The sequence below is a fragment of the Micromonospora sp. AMSO12t genome (genome assembly GCF_008806585.1).
GTDB classification, from domain to species: domain Bacteria; phylum Actinomycetota; class Actinomycetes; order Mycobacteriales; family Micromonosporaceae; genus Micromonospora; species Micromonospora reichwaldensis.
The window spans coordinates 131789-147858 of record NZ_WAAS01000001.1 but is presented as its reverse complement, the minus strand read 5'-3'; the positions used below and the strand labels follow the sequence as shown (position 1 = coordinate 147858).

The window sequence follows — 16070 nt, the reverse complement described above, 5'->3', positions numbered from 1 at the left end:
TGCGGCGATGACGAGTCTCATGCAGGCGCCGCTGCTGCTGACCGGACCAGTAACCCGGGCCAGCACCCGTGCCTTCGTCGACGAGCACATCTCTCCGTACGCCGACGCCTACGACCGGGCCGGCGCCATCCCCGAGGAACTGCTGGAGCGGATCGGCGACGCCGGGCTCTGGGCGCCGTTCCTGCCCCCGGCGGTCGGCGGCGCCGGGCTGGACCTGGTGACCCTCGGCGAGGTGCACGAGGAGGTGGGCCGGGGCTGCTCCTCGGTACGCAGCCTGCTCACCGTGCACACCATGGCCTCCTGGGCGGTGCAGCGCTGGGGCAACGCCGAACAGTTGGCGCGCTGGGGGCCGGAGCTGGCCAGCGGGCGTACCCTCGGGGCGTTCTGCCTCTCCGAGCCGGGCGCCGGCAGCGACACCTCCAACCTGGCCACCACCGCGGTCGCCCGGGGCGGCGACTGGCTGCTCAACGGGGTGAAGACCTGGACCACCGGTGGCCAGCGGGCGGACCTGTTCCTGGTCTTCGCCCGGACCGCGTCGAGCATCGTGGCGCTGCTGGTGCCGCGGGACACCCCCGGGGTGTCGGTGCGGCCGATCCACGACATGCTCGGCACCCGGGCGTCGATGCTGGCCGAGATCACCTTCACCGACGTGCTACTCGGCCGGGAAGCCCAGCTCGGCCCGAGCGCCTTCGCCTCCGGGATGGTGCTCACCGGCACGCTGGACCTCGGCCGGTACAGCGTCGCCACCGGCAGCGTCGGCATCCTCCAGGCCTGCCTGGACGCCTGCGTCGGCTACACCTCCCGCCGCCGGGTCGGCGGCTCGCCGCTGCGCGACCTGCCGCTGATCCAGGCGAAGATCTCCGACATGGTGACCGACGTCCGGGCGGCCCGGATGCTGGTCGCCGAGGCCGGCCGGCTCAAGGACGCCGGTGACGCCTCGACCATCATGGCGACCTGGGTGGCGAAGTACTTCGCCTCCACCGCCGCCGCGCGGCACGCCGCCGAGGCGGTCCAGGTGCACGGCGCCAACGGGTGCAGCCCGGACTACCCGGTCGCCCGCTACTACCGGGACGCGAAGGTCATGGAGATCATCGAAGGCAGCAACGAGATCCAACGGATGACCATCGCCGGCGAGGCCTACCGGGGGTGGGCGGCATGAGCGTGCTGGCGCAGGCCCCGCCGACCAAGCCCAAGCAGGGCCGGATCAAGTGCGTGGTCTGGGACCTGGACCACACCGTCTGGGACGGGGTGCTGCTGGAGGACGGCGAGGTGACCGTCCGGCCGGCCGCGGTCGCGCGGATCCGCGCGCTGGACGCGATGGGTGTGCTCAACTCGGTGGCCAGCAAGAACGACCACGAAGCGGCCATGGCCAAGCTGCGCGAACTCGGCCTGGACGAGATGTTCGTGTTCCCCCGGATCGGCTGGGACGCCAAGTCCGAGTCGATCCGGCAGATCGCCGCGAAGCTCAACCTGGGCCTGGACGCGTTCGCCTTCGTCGACGACCAGGAGTTCGAGCTGGCCGAGGTGGCGTACGCGCTGCCCGAGGTGACCTGTGTGGACGCCGCCGACATCGAGCAGGTGCTGACCGGGGTGGAGTTCCGGCCGCGGTTCATCACCGACGAGTCGGCCCAGCGCCGGGGCATGTACCAGAGCCAGCTGACCCGCGACGAGGTGGCCGCCGACTTCGTGGGGACCAGCGAGGAGTTCCTCGCCACCCTGGACATGACCTTCACGATCGAGCCGGCCCGGCGGGAGGACCTGCAGCGCGCCGAGGAGTTGACCGTCCGCACCAACCAGCTCAACTCGACCGGCAAGACGTACTCCTACGACGAGCTCGACGCGCTGCGCGAGTCACCGGACCACCTGCTGCTGGTCGCGACGCTGACCGACCGGTTCGGCTCGTACGGCAAGATCGGCGTCGCGCTGGTGGAGAAGAGCAAGCCGGACTGGCGGCTGCACATGATCCTGATGTCCTGCCGGGTGATGTCCCGGGGCGTCGGCTCGGTGCTGCTCGGCCACATCATGAGCCAGGCGAAGGCGGCCGGGGCCGGCCTGCGGGCGGACTTCGTGGAGACCGGCCGTAACCGGATGATGCAGATCACCTACGCGTTCAGCGGTTTCCGGGAGGTCAGCCGGGACGGTTCGCACCTGGTGCTGGCGGCAAACCTGGACAACCTGCAGGAGCCGCCGGACTACGTCCGGATCGAGGTGCTGCGGTGACCAGGACGGTCGACGACACCCGGCTGCGCCGCTGGCTGCCGTTCGGCATGTCCGACGGCGACGTGCGGCTCTACTGCCTGCCGCACGCCGGCGGGTCGGCGTCGGCGTACCGGCCCTGGTTCGGCCGGTTGGGGCCGGTGGCGGTCTGCCCGGTGCAGCCGCCCGGCCGGGAGACCCGGCTGCGGGAGGAGCCGTTCACCGGGGTGGAGGCGCTGGTCGGCGAGCTGGCCGAGGTGGTGCTCACGGAGGACGACCGCCCCTGGGCGGTCTACGGGCACAGCCTGGGCGCGGTGGTCGGGTTCGAGCTGGTGCGCGAGATCCGCCGGCGCGGCGGCCCGGACCCGGTGCACCTCTTCGTCTCCGCCAGCCCGGCACCCGCCACGCCGGACACCGACCCGCAGGTGACCGGGCTGGACGACGAGCAGGTGGTGGCGATGCTGCGCCGGCTCGGCGGTACACCGGACTGGATGCTGGCCGACCCGAGCGTACGGCGGATGATCCTGCCGCCGTTCCGCGGCGACTTCGCGCTCAAGGAGAACTACCGGTACCGGCCCGAGCCGCCGCTGCGGGTGCCGATCACCGCGATCGCGGCCAGCCACGACCCACGCGCCAGCGCGGTGTCGATGCACGGCTGGCGCGAGGAGACCACCGGGCGGTTCCGGGCGCACAGCATCGGTGGTGGACACTTCGCCGTCCTCGAACAGCCCTCGGTGACCCACCGGTACATCGGCGCGGCGCTCGGTGTGCTCGCCGGCGCCGGGCCGGTGGGAGGGACCCCGTGAGCACCGCGCAGATCGCGACGCGGTCGCCGCTGCCCGAGCGGTCGATCGACGATCCGCCCCGGCCGGCCCCGGTGCCGGCCGGGGCGCCGCCCCGGGTGCTCGCCGAGTGGTTCGACCGGGGGCTGCGGATCGACCCGACGGCCGAGGCGCTGCGGGTCGACGGGCACACCTACAGCTACCGCTGGCTGCACGAGCGGGCGTTGGCGCTGGCCGGCGACCTGGTCAGCACGGCCGGCGCGGCGCCGCGCCGGGTCGGACTGCTGGCCAGCCGCACCCCGCAGGCGTACGCCGGTCTGCTCGCCGCGGTCTACTCCGGTGCGGCGGTGGTGCCGCTGCACCCCGACTTCCCGGCCGAGCGGACCCGGCAGATGATGGCGGCGGCCCGGGTGGACACGCTGATCGTGGACGAGCACGGCGAGCGGGTGCTGCCCGAGTTGGCCGCCGAACTCACCGACGTGGTGGTGGTCCGCGAGCCGGGTGGCACCCCGCTGGCCGCGCCCCGGCAGGTCGGTGCCGACGAGATCGCCTACATCCTGTTCACCTCGGGCTCCACCGGCCGGCCCAAGGGCGTACCGGTGCTGCACCGCAACGTCGACGCGTACCTGCGGTTCGTGCACGACCGGTACGGCTTCACCGCCGCGGACGTCTTCTCCCAGACCTTCGACCTGACCTTCGACCTGGCGATGTTCGACCTCTTCGCGGGGTGGGGCAGCGGCGGCACGGTGGTCACCGTCCCGCCCACCTGCTACGCCAACCTCGCGGAGTTCCTGACCGAGCACCGGATCACCGTCTGGTTCTCCTCGCCCAGCGTGATCGCGCTGACCCGCCGGCTGCGCCGGCTGGCGCCCGACGCCTTTCCCAGCCTGCGCTGGAGCCTGTTCTGCGGGGAGCCGTTGCTCGCGCACGACGCCGCCGACTGGCAGGCCGCCGCACCGGGCAGCCTGGTGGAGAACCTGTACGGCCCGACCGAGCTGACCATCTCGTGCAGCGTGCACCGGTGGGACCCCGACTCGTCGCCGGCCCGCTGTGTCAACGACGTGGTGTCGATCGGCACCATGCATCCGGGCATGCGCCACCTGATCCGACCGGTCGCCCGGGAGGCGGCCGACGACGCCGGGATCGAGCTGCCCGGCGCCGCCGCCGGTACCGTCGGTGAGCTGTGCGTGACCGGGGACCAGATGTTCCCCGGTTACCTCGACCCGGCCGACGACGAGGGCCGGTTCCTGCGCCACGGCGGCGAGCGCTGGTACCGCACCGGTGACCTGGTCCGGCCGATCGGCGGCGGCGAACTGGCCTACCTCGGCCGGGTGGACCACCAGGTCAAGATCCGTGGGGTACGGGTCGAACTGGCCGAGATCGAGTGCCGGCTGCGCGCGCTGGACGGCGTCCAGGACGCGGTCGCGGTGGTGGTCGACGACGTGCTGGTGGCGTTCTGCGTGGGGGTACGCCGTCCGGCCGCCGTGCTGGCCGGCGAACTGGCCGCCACCCTGCCGCGCGCACTGCTGCCCCGGCGGTTCGTCTTCCTGGCCGAGTTTCCGCTCAACGCCAACCGCAAGACCGACCGTCGGGCGCTGGCCGCGACCGCCGCCGAGCTGGTCGGCAGCTGACCCGGCGAGCGAGGGGGGCACCGGCGGACCGCCGGTGCCCCCCTCGCTTGGTTCAGCTTGACTGTTACTGATCCTGCCCGACCAGGGCGGCCAGCTGGCGGACCGTCGGGTACTCCACCAGCGCGGTGACCGGCAGCTGCGCCGAGACGTTGCTGCGCAGCTTGGTGGCGAGCGAGATGGCGATGAGCGAGTGTCCACCCAGCTCGAAGAAGTTGTCGGTGGCGCCGACAGTCTCCAGGCCGAGGGTGGCCGCCCAGATGTCGGCGATCGTGCGCTCCACCCCGGCCTCCGGTTCGACGTACGGGGTGGCCAGCGTGGGCCGGGGATGGCGCTCGCGTTCGACTTCCTCGGCACCGCCGGCCGCCGGGTCGTTGGTGACCCACTGCGCGATCCGGGCCTCGATCGGGCCCGTGGAGATCACCAGGTGGCCGACGTGCCCGACGGCGGCGAGGGCCCGACCGAAGACGTCGACCCCCTCGGCCGGCGACATCTCGTACTCGCGGACCGTCTGTCCGGTCATCCCGTCCGGTCGGCTCGGATCGATCGCCCAGGTGTCCCAGTCGACGGTGATCCAGCGCCCCTCGCCGCGCAGCCGGGCCACCCGGGCGTACGCGTCGAGGCCGGCGTTCGCCGCCGAGTACGGTCCCAGCGCGATCCCGCCCAGCACGGCGGAGACCGAGGACAGCGTGATGCGCCGGTCCGGGGCGTGCTCACCGAGCACCGCCTGGAGCACGTGGAAGCCGTGGATCTTGGCGTTCAGGTGCGCGTCGCAGGACGCCCGGTCGGAGAGGTGGGCCAGCCCGAAGTACTCCGGGCTCTGGATGCCGGCCGCGTGCACCACCACGTCGATGCCGCCGAACTTGGCCACCGCGGCGTCGACCACCTCGCGCATCCGCGCCTCGTCCCCGACGTCGGCGGCTGTCGCCAGCACCGCGGCGCCCTGCCGCTCCAGGTCGAGGATGTTGCGGATGTGCCGGGCGACCCGGTCGTCGCCGTCCTTCCGCGCCGGCCACTGCTCGCGCGGCGGCAGCGCGGTCCGGGCGGTGAGCACCAGTCGGCAGCCGTAGCGCTCCGCCAGGTGTCGGGCCAGCACCAGCCCCACGTCGCCGAGCCCGCCGGTGATCAGCACGGTGTCACCGGCGCTGACGATCGGCCGGTCCGCCGTCGGGGCGGGCAGCGGGTGCGGTCGGTAGTGCCGGGACCAGGCGTCGCCGTCCCGGACGGCGACCGGGCCCTGGTGCGGGTGCACGCTGGCGGCGAGCGCCTGTTCGACGTCGACGGTGCCGGCCACGTCGACGTGCCGGCAGGCCAGGAACGGGTTCTCCTGGGCCAGGCTCGGCGCCAGCGCGGCCAGCGTGGCGTGCTCGGGGTGGCGCAGATCGGCGCCGAGCACCCCGAGCGCCCCGGAGGTCAGCAGCACCAGCTCGGTCGGCGGGGTGTCCGGGTCGTCGGCCAGCGCCCGTACCAGGGCGAGCGCGGAGCGGAATCCCCGGTCCTGCCCCCGCTCGAAGTGCTCGCCGCCGGTGCCCTCCGGGGAGCCCAGGCTGAACCCGTGCACGATGGTGCGCGGGGCGACGAACAGGGCACGGACCAGCTCGGCCAGGTCGTCCGGTGCGTCCGCGCGGACGGTGAAGTCGCCGGCCTCGTCCTGCTCGAACGCCTCGCCCGGCCGGGCCGCGCAGACCTCGGCGCCGGCCTCGGCCAGTCGGGCGAGCAGCGCCTCGCCGCGCTCGTCGGCGGTGAGCACCAGCCATGGGCCGGCGGCGCGCAGCCGCTCGTCCAGGTCCGCGGTGTCCAGCGGGCGTGGTGTCCAGGTCGGCAGGTAGGTCCACTCCGCCGGGTCGTCGACGCGGCCCTCGACCGGCCGGGCCGCGGTGGCCTGCGCCGGGCGGGGCTTGACCCAGTACCGGCTGCGCTGGAACGGGTAGGTCGGCAGCTCGACGCGCCGGCCGGCACCCAGGTGCAGCGCCGCCCAGTCCACCGTCGCCCCGGCCAGCCAGAGCTGGGCCAGGGTGGTCAGCACCCACTCGGCGGCGACCTCGTCACCGGGGGCGACGAGCACCTCGACCGGGCTGGCGGAGTCGGCCGGCTCGCCGGTCAGCACCACCCCGAGCCGGGCCAGCCCGGTGCCCAGGTCGGCCAGCACGCTGTTCCGGTCGGTGCCACGCGCTGCGCCGTCAGCCGGCAGCAGTGGGCCGACCGCCGCGGACAGCTCGGCCCACCAGGCGTCCGGTACGCCGTCACCGGCGCGTAGCAGCACCGCCGGGTCCCGCCGACGGGTCTCGCCGTCGATCCACCGGCCGGCGTCGGCCAAGGCCGCGATCGCGTCGTCGCGGTCCCGGCAGACCACCGCCCGGCGCAGCGCGAAGCGCCCACGGGACACCTGCAGGGTGTACGCGACGTCGGCGAGGTCGGCCTCCGGGTGCTGGACCAGGTGCTGGCGCAGCCGGTCGGTCAGCGCTTCCAGCGCCGTCGGGTCACCGGCGGAGAAGGTGAGCAGCTGCGGACCGGTCGCGGCCCGGGGAACACGCGCCGGCGCCTGCTCCAACACCACGTGCGCGTTGGTGCCGCCGAGCCCGAACGAGCTGACCCCGGCGCGGCGTGGGTCGGGTCCGGCAGGCCAGGGGCGGGGCTCGGTGAGCACGGTGAACCGGTCGGCCGCCGCGGCGAGCGTCGGGTTCGGTGTGGTGTAGCCGGCGACTGCCGGCAGGATCTCGTGCCGCAGGCTCAGCGCGGCGCGCATCAGGCCGGTCACCCCGGCCGCGCGGTCCAGGTGCCCCACCGAGGGTTTGACCGAGCTGAGCACGCACGGGGTCGGCGGGGTCGTCTGGAACACCCGGCTCATCGCCGCCAGCTCGATGGAGTCGCCCAGCGGCGTGCCGGTGGCATGGCACTCGACGTAGCCGATGGTCTCCGACTTCACGCCGGCGACGGCCAGCGCCGTCTCGATCACCTCGGCCTGGCCCTCGACGCCGGGCGCGGTGTACCCGACCCGCTCCGGCCCGTCGTTGTTGACCGCCGAGCCGAGGATGACCGCGTGGATGACGTCACCGTCGGCGAGCGCGTCGGTCATCCGCTTGAGCGCCACCACCCCGACCCCCGAGCCCATCACGCTGCCGTTGGCCGCCGCGTCGAAGCTGCGCACCCGGCCGTCGGGGGAGAGGATCCCGCCCTGCTCGTAGAGGTAGCCGGCGGGCTGGGGCAGCGGCAGGAAGGCGCCACCGGCGAGGGCCACGTCACAGTCGTAGGTCAGCAGGCTCTGGCAGGCCAGGTGCACCGCGACCAGCGAGGTGGAGCAGAACGTCTGCACGGTCACGCTCGGCCCGCGCAGCCCGAGCTTGTACGAGACCAGCGAGGTGAGCGAGTCCCGCTCGTTGCCGACCGCGAAGAGCAGGCCCTCACCGGGTTCGTCGACCATGTGCGCGACGTTGTCGATCATGTAGTCCGGGAACGCGCAGCCGGCGAAGACACCGACCCGGGCGCCCGGGTCGACCGGCTGGTAGCCGGCGGCCTCCAGCGCCTGCCAGGAGCACTCCAGGAAGAGCCGGTGCTGCGGCTCCATCGTCTCGGCCTCGCGCGGGCTGAAGCCGAACGCGCCCGCGTCGAACAGGTCGAGGTCGTCGACCGGGCCGCCGACCCGGATGTAGTCCGGGTCGGCGGCCCGGGCCGGGGCGACACCGGCGCGGGTCAGCTCCTCGTCGGTGATCGGCCGCAGCCCGGGCACCCCGTCGCGCAGTTTGCGCCAGAGTTCGCCGACGTCGGCCGCCCCCGGAAAGCGCCCGGCCATACCGATGAGCGCGACCGCGGAGTCGTAGTCAGTTTCAGTCACGATGACCTCCAGGTACACCGGATCGGGGGTTCGGACGGATTGCTCGTGCCGGTCACATCAGCCGGCTGCGGCCCCAGCCCCGAGCGAGCCGCCAGGAGGCCAGCCCTCCGGCGACGAGGGCGATGCCCAGGCAGACCAGTGCCGGGCGGAGCATGCCGGCGGGGTCGCTGTCGACCGCGGCACGCAGCATCGACATGGCCCAGTAGCCGGGGGAGAGCGGCGCGACGTGCTGCGCCCAACCGGGCATCAGCGACACCGGCACCAGCGCGCCGCCCAGCGCGCTGACCATGATCGCCCCCAGGTCGGAGGCGACGCTCAGTTCGCCGCGGCTGCGTACCACGGTGGCCAGGGCGGCGCCCACCGCGAGCAGGGTCAGTCCCCAGATGCCGACCGCGAGGGCCAGGTAGCCGACCGCGGACGGCCGGGGCAGCGGCAGCCCGACGACCAGGCAGCCGAACGCGAACAGCACGGCCTGCTGCAACAGCAGCAGGACGAGTACCGGACCGGTCTTGCCGAGCAGCAGCTCGACGCGGCCGGCCCGGCTGGCCCGCAGCCGGTCCCAGGTGCGCCACTCGCGCTCGACCAGGATCGAGTTGCCGACGATCGACAGCGCGAAGACCGAGAACATCACCAGCGGCCCGGTCACCGCCTGCAGCGTGCCGCTGTCCAACGCCTCCTCGTAGAGCGGCTTGAGCACCAGCATCAGCACCATCGGCAGGGCGATGTAGCTGATCAGCTGGGCGGGGTCGCGCAGCCGGAGCACGGCGTTGTGCCGGACCAGCAGGCCGGTACGGCGAAGGGCGTCAGTCGACATCGGTTACCGCCAGCGAGTGGTAGAGGTCGTCAAGGTCGGGACGGCGCAGCTCGACGGACTCGACCTGACGGTCGGTGCCCTTCAGCAGCTCCACCAGGGCGGTGGTGGGGTCGGTGGTGGAGACCTGCACCACCTCGTCGGCGAAGGTCACCCGGACCTCGCCGGGCAACCCCTCCAGCAGCTCCGCGCTGCTGCCGCGGGCGATGATCCGGCCGCGTCGGGCGACCGCGATACTTGCCTGCAGGTCGGTGAGTTCGTTGAGGTAGTGAGTGGTGTAGATGACCGCCGCCCCCTCGCCGGCCCGCTGCTTGACCACGTTGAGCAGCGCCTGCCGGGTCTCCGGGTCGGCGCCCGCGGTCGGCTCGTCGAGCAGCAGCAGCGACGGTCGGTGGATCAGGGCCACCGCGGCCTGGGTCCGGCGTTGCTGCCCGCCGGAGAGCACCCCGACCGGCCGGTCCAGGAACCCGGTCAGGTGCAGACCGGTGGCGAGGTCGTCGATCTCGGTACGCAGTGCCTGGCGCCGCAGCCCGGCGATGCCGCCGAAGAGCCGCAGGTGCTCCCGGACGGTGATCGGCGGGTACAGCGCGATGTGCTGCGGCGAGATGCCGATCTGCCCGCGCGCCTGGGTGGGTGTCCGACCGTCGACCAGCACCACCCCGCTGTCCGGCCGGATCAGGCCCGAGACCACCTCGACGAAGGTGGTCTTGCCGGCACCGTTGTGTCCGACCAGTCCCACGATCTCGCCTCGGGCGACGGTCAGGCTGAAGCCGGCCAGCGCGGCCACGTCGCCGTAGCGCTTGGTGACCTCGACCGCCTCCAGCGACGTCCACTCCTGATCCTGGTGCCGCGCCGGCGATCCGACCGGCTGCGCCTTGATCGTGCTCACATCAGCGTCCCTTCCCTGGGTCATTGGTCCTCCGCCATGCCGCTGGCCAGCCCGAACTGGTGCTGCCGGAACGGGATGCGGCCGACCGCTACCCGGTGCTCGGGATGCCGGTCGTCCCGACGCGCCGCGCCGGTGTCGGGCACCAGCTGCGCCGGCCGGCTGCTCATCCGGTGCACCGCACTCAACGAGCGCAGCGTGATCGCCCGCCAGTCCAGGGCGCCGAGCTGGTCGAACGCCTCCAGGGCCACCTCGTGCCGGGCCGCGGCATGGTCCAGCCGCTGCTCGCAGAGGTCGAGCCGGCCGAGCCCGTACAGCATCACCGCCTCACCGAGTCGGTCCCCGGCCCGCACCGCGGCCTCCAGGGCGCAGAGGCTGCTCTCCCGCCACTCGCCGAAGCGGGACTGCGTCTCGGCGAGCGCGGCGACGGCGGCGGCGAGGTTCCAGCAGTAGGCCACCTCGCCGGCGCGGGCGGCCTGCCGGACCGCGGCCAGCAGCGCGGTGCGTTCCCGCTCGTACCAGGCCAGCGGATCGGTCAGCGCGGCGTTGACGAGCGGCTCGGCCAGCGGCCAGACGGCCGCGGCCGAATGGCGGGCGATGCGGTGGCCGCCCTGCCGCAGCCGGGCCTCGTCGGCCAGGAAGAGCCACCCGCCGAGCATCCGTCGGGTCGCGGCGGCCCGGTCGGCCGCGCTGCTCTCGGCCAGCGACAGGTCACGGGCGTGCAGCCGGACCAGGTCACGCAGTCGGTAGCGGGTGGCCCCGCCGGTGCCGCTGAGCACGTCGACCAGCCGGGCGTCGATGAGGGTCTCCAGCACCTCGGCGGCGGAGTCCGCGTCGAGCTGCAGCAGCGGGGCGGCCACCCAGGCCGCGAAGGTGTCGGTCTCCAGCTCGCCAAGGTGCCTGAACAGCAGTTGTGCCGCCGGCGGCAGGGCGTCGTAGGTCCCCCTCAGCCCGGCCCGTACGTCCAGGCCCTGGTGGACCAGCCCACCCAGCCGCTGCCCGGGCTCGACGAGCCGGGCGGCGAGCTGTCCCAGGCTCCAGTGCGGACGGGCGGCGAGCCGGTTCGCGGCGATCCGCAGCGCCAGCGGCAGACCACCGCAGAGCTCGACCAGCTCGATGGCCTTGCTCGGCTCGGCGGCGACCCGGTCCCGGCCGACCATGGCGGCCAGCAGCTCGATGCCGTCGTGGGCGTCGAGTCGGTCGATCTCGAAGACGTGCGCGCCGGGCAGCCACGCCCGGCGGGCCCGGGTGGTCACGATCAGCCGACAGGCCGGCGTACCGGGCAGGAGCGGGCGGGCCTGGGTCGGGTCGGTGACGTCCTCGATCACCACCAGCATCCGCCGGTCGGCGAGGGCGCTGCGGTAGAGCGCCTCCCGGCCGTCGAGGGTCTCCGGAATGGCCGACCTGGTGAAGCCGAGCGACCGGAGGAACCGCTCCAGCACCTCGGCGGCGCCGTCCGGGCCGGGCGGCATCCGGGCGTAGAGTTGGCCGTCGGGAAACTCGCCGGCCAGCGCGTGAGCGGTCTCGATGGCCACGGTCGACTTGCCGACCCCGACGAAGCCGGTGATCACCGCCACGTCGAGCGAGTGGCGGTCGCGCCCTGTAACGGTTGCGCCGCCGAGCCGGTGCCGCAACAGGTGCAGCATCTCCGCGCGGCCGGTGAAGTCCGGCGTCCGGGCCGGCAGCATCCGGGGTACCGGCATCCGCAACTGCGGCCCGGGCCCGGCCGCCACCGGCGTCGCCAGCTGGTCGGCGCCGGTCAGGATGGCCAACTCCAGTCGGTGCAGCGCCGGGCTCGGTTCGAGCCCCAGCTCGTCCACGAAGGTCTTGCGCACCGCCTGGAAGGTGGCCAACGCCTCGGCCTGCCGGCCGGACCGGTACAGCGCCCTCATCAACTGGCCGGCCGGTCGCTCGCGCAGCGGGTACTCGGCGACCAGGGCCCGGATCTCGCCGATCACCTCGTGGTGCAGGCCCAGGTCGAGTTCGGCCTCGATGCACTCCTCGAGCACCTCGACCCGCCGTTCGGCGATCCGGACCAGCTTCGCCCGGACCACGTCGCTGTCCACGTCGCAGAGCGGCTCACCGCGCCACAGGGCCAGCGCGGCGCGGAACGCCGTCCGCGCCGCCTGCGGATCCCGGGCCACGCCGGCGGCCCGGCCCCGGGCGACCAGGTCGGCGAAGACGTGCAGGTCGAGTTCGCCCGGCGCCAGGTCGATGAGATAGCCGGTGCCCTGCATCCGGATGCGCTCGCCGAGCCCGGCCCGGGCCAGCGACCGGCGCAGTACCGACACGGCGGTCTGCACCTGGGCCCGGGCGGTGGTGGGCGGCGTCTCGCCCCACACCGCGTCGATCATCGACTTCAGCGCCACCACCTGGTTGGGGCTGAGCAGCAGCAGCGACAGCACGACGCTCTGCCGGCGCGCCGTCACGGTGACCGGCTCCTCGCCCTGCACCTGCAACGGCCCGAGGACCCGGAAGCAGAGCGGTCCGTGTTCGTCGTCTTCCTGCCTGACCAATTGATCCACCTGCCTCATTCAGCGGTACTGCGACGACGACGGTTCGGAGTGTCGGGCTGCGGCGGCGTGCGGGCGCGCGTTCAGAGCAGGACCTCGGTCGGCGGTGGATGGCCGAGGAACGCGGTCGGGCTCGCGGTCAGGCCGTACGCGCCGGCCTGGAAGATCGCGATCAGATCCCCGGGCTCCGCCCGGGGCAGGGACACGTCGTTGCCGAGCAGGTCCAGCGGGGTGCAGAGGCAGCCGACCACGGTGACCGTCTCCTCCGGCGCGGCGTCGAACCGGTTGGCCACCGCGAGCGGATAGTTGCGCCGGATCACCTGGCCGAAGTTGCCGGACGCGGCGAGCTGGTGGTGCAGCCCGCCGTCGACCACCAGGAAGGTCTTGCCGCGAGAGGTCTTCCGGTCGACGACCCTGGTGAGGTAGACACCGGCCTCACCGACCAGGTAGCGGCCCAGCTCCACGGCCACCCGGGCGTGCGGCAGGTTCGGGCGGATCCGGGTGTCGAGCAGGTCGGCCAGGTTCTCGCCGATCGGTGCCAGCTCCAGCGGCTGGTCCCTGGCCGAGTACGGGACACCGAAGCCGCCGCCGAGGTTCAGGTAGCGGATCGGCGCCGGGGTCAGCTCGGCCAACGTGAGGATCATGTCGACGGTGCGACGCTGCGCCTCGCAGATGTTCTCGGCGTGCAGGTTCTGCGAGCCGGCGAAGACGTGGAAGCCGTGGAAGTCGATCTCGTCGACGGCCAGCTCGGGCAGCAGGTCGGGGACGGACTCGACGTCGACGCCGAACTGCTGCGGACCGCCGCCGAGGCGCATGCCGGAGGCGCGTACCGCGAAGTCGGGGTTCACCCGCAGCGCCACGCGGGCCTGGATGCCGAGGGTCTTGCCGACCTCGCGCAGCCGGGCGAGTTCGCCCGCCGACTCCAGCTCGATCAGGACACCGGCGGCGACCGCCCGGGTGAGTTCATCGGTCGTCTTGCCCGGCCCGGCGAAACTGACCTGCTCGGCCGGCATCGGGGTGTCCAGCGCGTGCCGCAGCTCGCCGGCGGAGGCCACGTCGAAGCCGTCGACCAGGCCACTCAGGTGGTGCAGCAGCGCGGGCATCGGGTTGGCCTTGACCGCGTAGCTCAACCGGATGCCCGGCGGCAGCGCGGCGCGGACCGCCGCGACCCGCTCGGAGACCAGGCGGCGGTCGTAGGCGAAGAACGGCGTGCCGCCGACCCGGGCGGCCAGCCGCTCCACTGGTACCGTGCCCACGGTGAGCTGGCCGCCGGTGGCGGTGAACCCGACCGGCGCGCTCACGAGCCGGCCTCCACCAGTCGGCGCAGCTCGACCCGGTCGAACTTCCCGTTGACCGAGCGGGGCAGCTGCGGCAGTACGACGGTCCGCTGCGGCAACATGTACGTCGGCAGGTCGTGCGCCAGCGACTTGCGCAGCACCTCGGTGTCGCAGTCGCCGCCGACGACCAGCACCACCTCGTGCCCGAGCCGCTCGTCGCCGACGCCCAGCGCCACCGCCTCGCTCACCAGCCCGGTCGCGTAGGCGGCCTCTTCGATCTCGGTGGGGCTGACCCGGTAGCCGGAGGTCTTGATCATGTCGTCGGTACGCCCGACGAAGTACAGGAAGCCCTCGGCGTCGTGGTAGACGGTGTCACCGGACCAGACCGCGATCTCCGGACGGATCGCCGGATCGGCGCCGGGGGCCGGCCGGAACCGCAGCGCGGTGCGTGCCGGGTCGTTCCAGTAACCCTGGGCCACCAGGGCGCCCCGGTGCACCAGCTCACCGTGTTCGCCCGGCGCGCAGTTCGTGCCGTCCGGCCGCACCACCAGGATCTCGGCGTTGCCGATCGCCTTGCCGATCGAGTCCGGTCGACGGTCCACCTCGTCGGGGTCGAGGTAGGTGGAGCGGAAGGCCTCGGTCAGCCCGTACATCAGGTAGGGCCGCGCGTTCGGCAGCAGCGCGCGCAGCCGGGTCAGGGTGGCCAGCGGCATCCGGCCACCGGTGTTGGCGAAGTAGCGCAGCCCGGCACCGGCCTCCGCCGGCCAGTCCAGCGCCGCCAGCTGCATCCACAGCGGAGGTACGCAGGTCAGCGCGGTCACCCGGTGCCGGGCGCAGAGCCGCACCACGTCCCGCGGTACCAGGTAGTTGGTCAGCACCACGTGCGCGCCGGCGATGAACGAGGTGGTCAGCTGGCTGAAGCCGGCGTCGAAGCTGAGCGGCAGTACCGCCAGTACCGTGTCGTCGGCGGTGTGCCCGAGGTAGCCGGCGACGCTCGCCGCGCCGGCCAGCACGTTACGGTGCGACAGCACCACTCCCTTCGGGCCGCCGGTGCTGCCCGAGGTGTAGAAGATGGCCGCGATGTCGGTGTCGATCACCACCGCGCCGTCCGGTACCCGGTCGGCGGCGGTCGCGGCCAGCCGCTGCCAGTCGGTGATCCGCCAGCGCCCGGCGGGCCCGGTGACGGCGTCGGCGCCGACGAGCACGATGTCGGTGACCGAGGTGCTCTCGCTCAGCGCGGCGCGTACGGTCTCGAACCGCTCGGCCGTCGTGATCACCACGCGGGCCGTGCAATCGGCCGTGACGTGTGCCAGGTGCCGCGCCTTGAACAGCGGGTTGACCGGGACGAACACCGCGCCGGCCGCCGAGATCGCCAGCATCGCGACGACGGTCTCGATCCGCTTCTCGGCGTACACGGCGATCCGGTCACCGCGGCGTACTCCCAGCTCGTGCAGTCCGCGGGCGACCCGGGCGACCCGGTCGGTCAGCTCGCGGTAGTCGATCGTCTCCGACCTGAAGGTGACTGCGGGCCGGTCCGCCGCGCCGTACCGGGTCAGCTGGTCGACGCGGACCAGTGGAGTGCCGGGAGCGGCGGTGACCAGCTCACTCACCGGTGACCGTCTCGACGGTGACGAACTCGGCGACCGTCGCCCACAGCGACCCGACCGTCGCGAACGTCTCCTCGGTCAGCCGCTCGTCGGGCATCTCCAGGCCGTACCGGTCTTCCAGGTCGGCCAGCAGCTGCACCACGCCCATCGAGTCGAGGCCGAGGGCCGTGAGGTCGTCGGTCGGGGCCAGCTCGCCGCCCTCGGCGTACGGAAGGTGGGGGAGCAGCGTCTCCTGGAATGAGCGAGGCATGTCCGCGTTCGTCACCGTGGTCCCTCTCGATCGCTAAGCGTCGTCGCGACGCGTCGGCCGGCCACCTGCCTGGACCGGATGGCGGGCCTGGCCCGCCGACGGAGGAACCTCATCACGGCGCTCTCTCAACCTGCCATCGTCCGGCTCTTGGTCCGGCTGTCGTCGTGGGTCGTCCGGTCGCCCCGGTGGTGCCGGTGATAGCGGGATGAGAGCGACGGTGCCGCACGGCCGGGTGGCGCGGTGCGCGAGTGAGGTTGGCGTGATTGCCGCTGCTGTCACCGTGGAGCC

Annotated in this window: 11 protein-coding genes; 4 read left to right on the top strand and 7 right to left on the bottom strand. The window is 73.3% G+C overall.

Annotated elements, in window-relative coordinates; all coding sequences use genetic code 11:
• The first annotated feature begins 7 nt into the window (after window positions 1-7).
• From F6X68_RS00610 to F6X68_RS00595, 4 genes are read left to right on the top strand one after another with little or no spacing between them, the layout of a single operon-like run.
• Window positions 8-1159, top strand: coding sequence for an acyl-CoA dehydrogenase family protein (locus F6X68_RS00610; protein WP_225851870.1), 1152 nt, complete (start codon window positions 8-10; stop codon window positions 1157-1159).
• Complete coding sequence (locus F6X68_RS00605; protein WP_151452355.1) at window positions 1156-2220, top strand: HAD family hydrolase; 1065 nt, start codon at window positions 1156-1158, stop codon at window positions 2218-2220. The genes F6X68_RS00610 and F6X68_RS00605 overlap by 4 nt, the downstream gene beginning before the upstream one ends.
• A complete protein-coding gene (locus F6X68_RS00600; protein ID WP_225851868.1) occupies window positions 2217-3002 on the top strand; it encodes a thioesterase II family protein in 786 nt (261 codons plus the stop codon). Before F6X68_RS00605 ends, F6X68_RS00600 begins: the two co-directional genes overlap by 4 nt.
• Entirely contained in the window at window positions 2999-4609 is a 1611-nt protein-coding gene (locus F6X68_RS00595) for an AMP-binding protein (protein WP_225851866.1), read from the top strand. The genes F6X68_RS00600 and F6X68_RS00595 overlap by 4 nt, the downstream gene beginning before the upstream one ends.
• 64 nt (window positions 4610-4673) lie before the next feature.
• Here F6X68_RS00595 and F6X68_RS00590 read toward each other — a convergent pair whose 3' ends face one another.
• From F6X68_RS00590 to F6X68_RS00560, 7 genes are all read right to left on the bottom strand, one after another.
• On the bottom strand, window positions 4674-8438 hold the full coding sequence (locus F6X68_RS00590; RefSeq protein ID WP_151452354.1) for an SDR family NAD(P)-dependent oxidoreductase: 3765 nt from the start codon (window positions 8436-8438) through the stop codon (window positions 4674-4676).
• Window positions 8439-8490: 52 nt separating this feature from the next.
• Complete coding sequence (locus F6X68_RS00585) at window positions 8491-9252, bottom strand: ABC transporter permease (protein ID WP_151452353.1); 762 nt, start codon at window positions 9250-9252, stop codon at window positions 8491-8493.
• The gene (locus tag F6X68_RS00580; protein WP_225851865.1) at window positions 9242-10138 is read right to left on the bottom strand and encodes an ABC transporter ATP-binding protein; all 897 of its coding nucleotides are present in this window, start codon (window positions 10136-10138) and stop codon (window positions 9242-9244) included. Before F6X68_RS00580 ends, F6X68_RS00585 begins: the two co-directional genes overlap by 11 nt.
• Before the next feature lie 20 nt (window positions 10139-10158).
• The gene (locus tag F6X68_RS00575) at window positions 10159-12651 is read right to left on the bottom strand and encodes an AfsR/SARP family transcriptional regulator (RefSeq protein ID WP_192581213.1); all 2493 of its coding nucleotides are present in this window, start codon (window positions 12649-12651) and stop codon (window positions 10159-10161) included.
• An 80-nt stretch (window positions 12652-12731) separates the two neighbouring features.
• Complete coding sequence (locus tag F6X68_RS00570; protein WP_151452350.1) at window positions 12732-13949, bottom strand: pyridoxal-dependent decarboxylase, exosortase A system-associated; 1218 nt, start codon at window positions 13947-13949, stop codon at window positions 12732-12734.
• Window positions 13946-15535, bottom strand: a complete 1590-nt coding sequence (locus F6X68_RS00565) for an acyl-CoA ligase (AMP-forming), exosortase A system-associated (protein WP_225851863.1) — start codon at window positions 15533-15535, stop codon at window positions 13946-13948. The genes F6X68_RS00570 and F6X68_RS00565 overlap by 4 nt, the downstream gene beginning before the upstream one ends.
• Window positions 15528-15782, bottom strand: coding sequence for a phosphopantetheine-binding protein (locus F6X68_RS00560; RefSeq protein WP_151452349.1), 255 nt, complete (start codon window positions 15780-15782; stop codon window positions 15528-15530). Before F6X68_RS00560 ends, F6X68_RS00565 begins: the two co-directional genes overlap by 8 nt.
• Window positions 15783-16070 lie beyond the last annotated feature (288 nt).

What these genes read in the sequence shown, in the direction of transcription:
- F6X68_RS00605 (WP_151452355.1), top strand. Translation starts at nt 1,156, where the DNA reads ATGAGCGTGCTGGCGCAGGCCCCGCCGACCAAGCCCAAGCAGGGCCGG.
- F6X68_RS00560 (WP_151452349.1), bottom strand. Translation starts at nt 15,782, where the DNA reads ATGCCTCGCTCATTCCAGGAGACGCTGCTCCCCCACCTTCCGTACGCC.
- F6X68_RS00610 (WP_225851870.1), top strand. Translation starts at nt 8, where the DNA reads ATGACGAGTCTCATGCAGGCGCCGCTGCTGCTGACCGGACCAGTAACC.
- F6X68_RS00585 (WP_151452353.1), bottom strand. Translation starts at nt 9,252, where the DNA reads ATGTCGACTGACGCCCTTCGCCGTACCGGCCTGCTGGTCCGGCACAAC.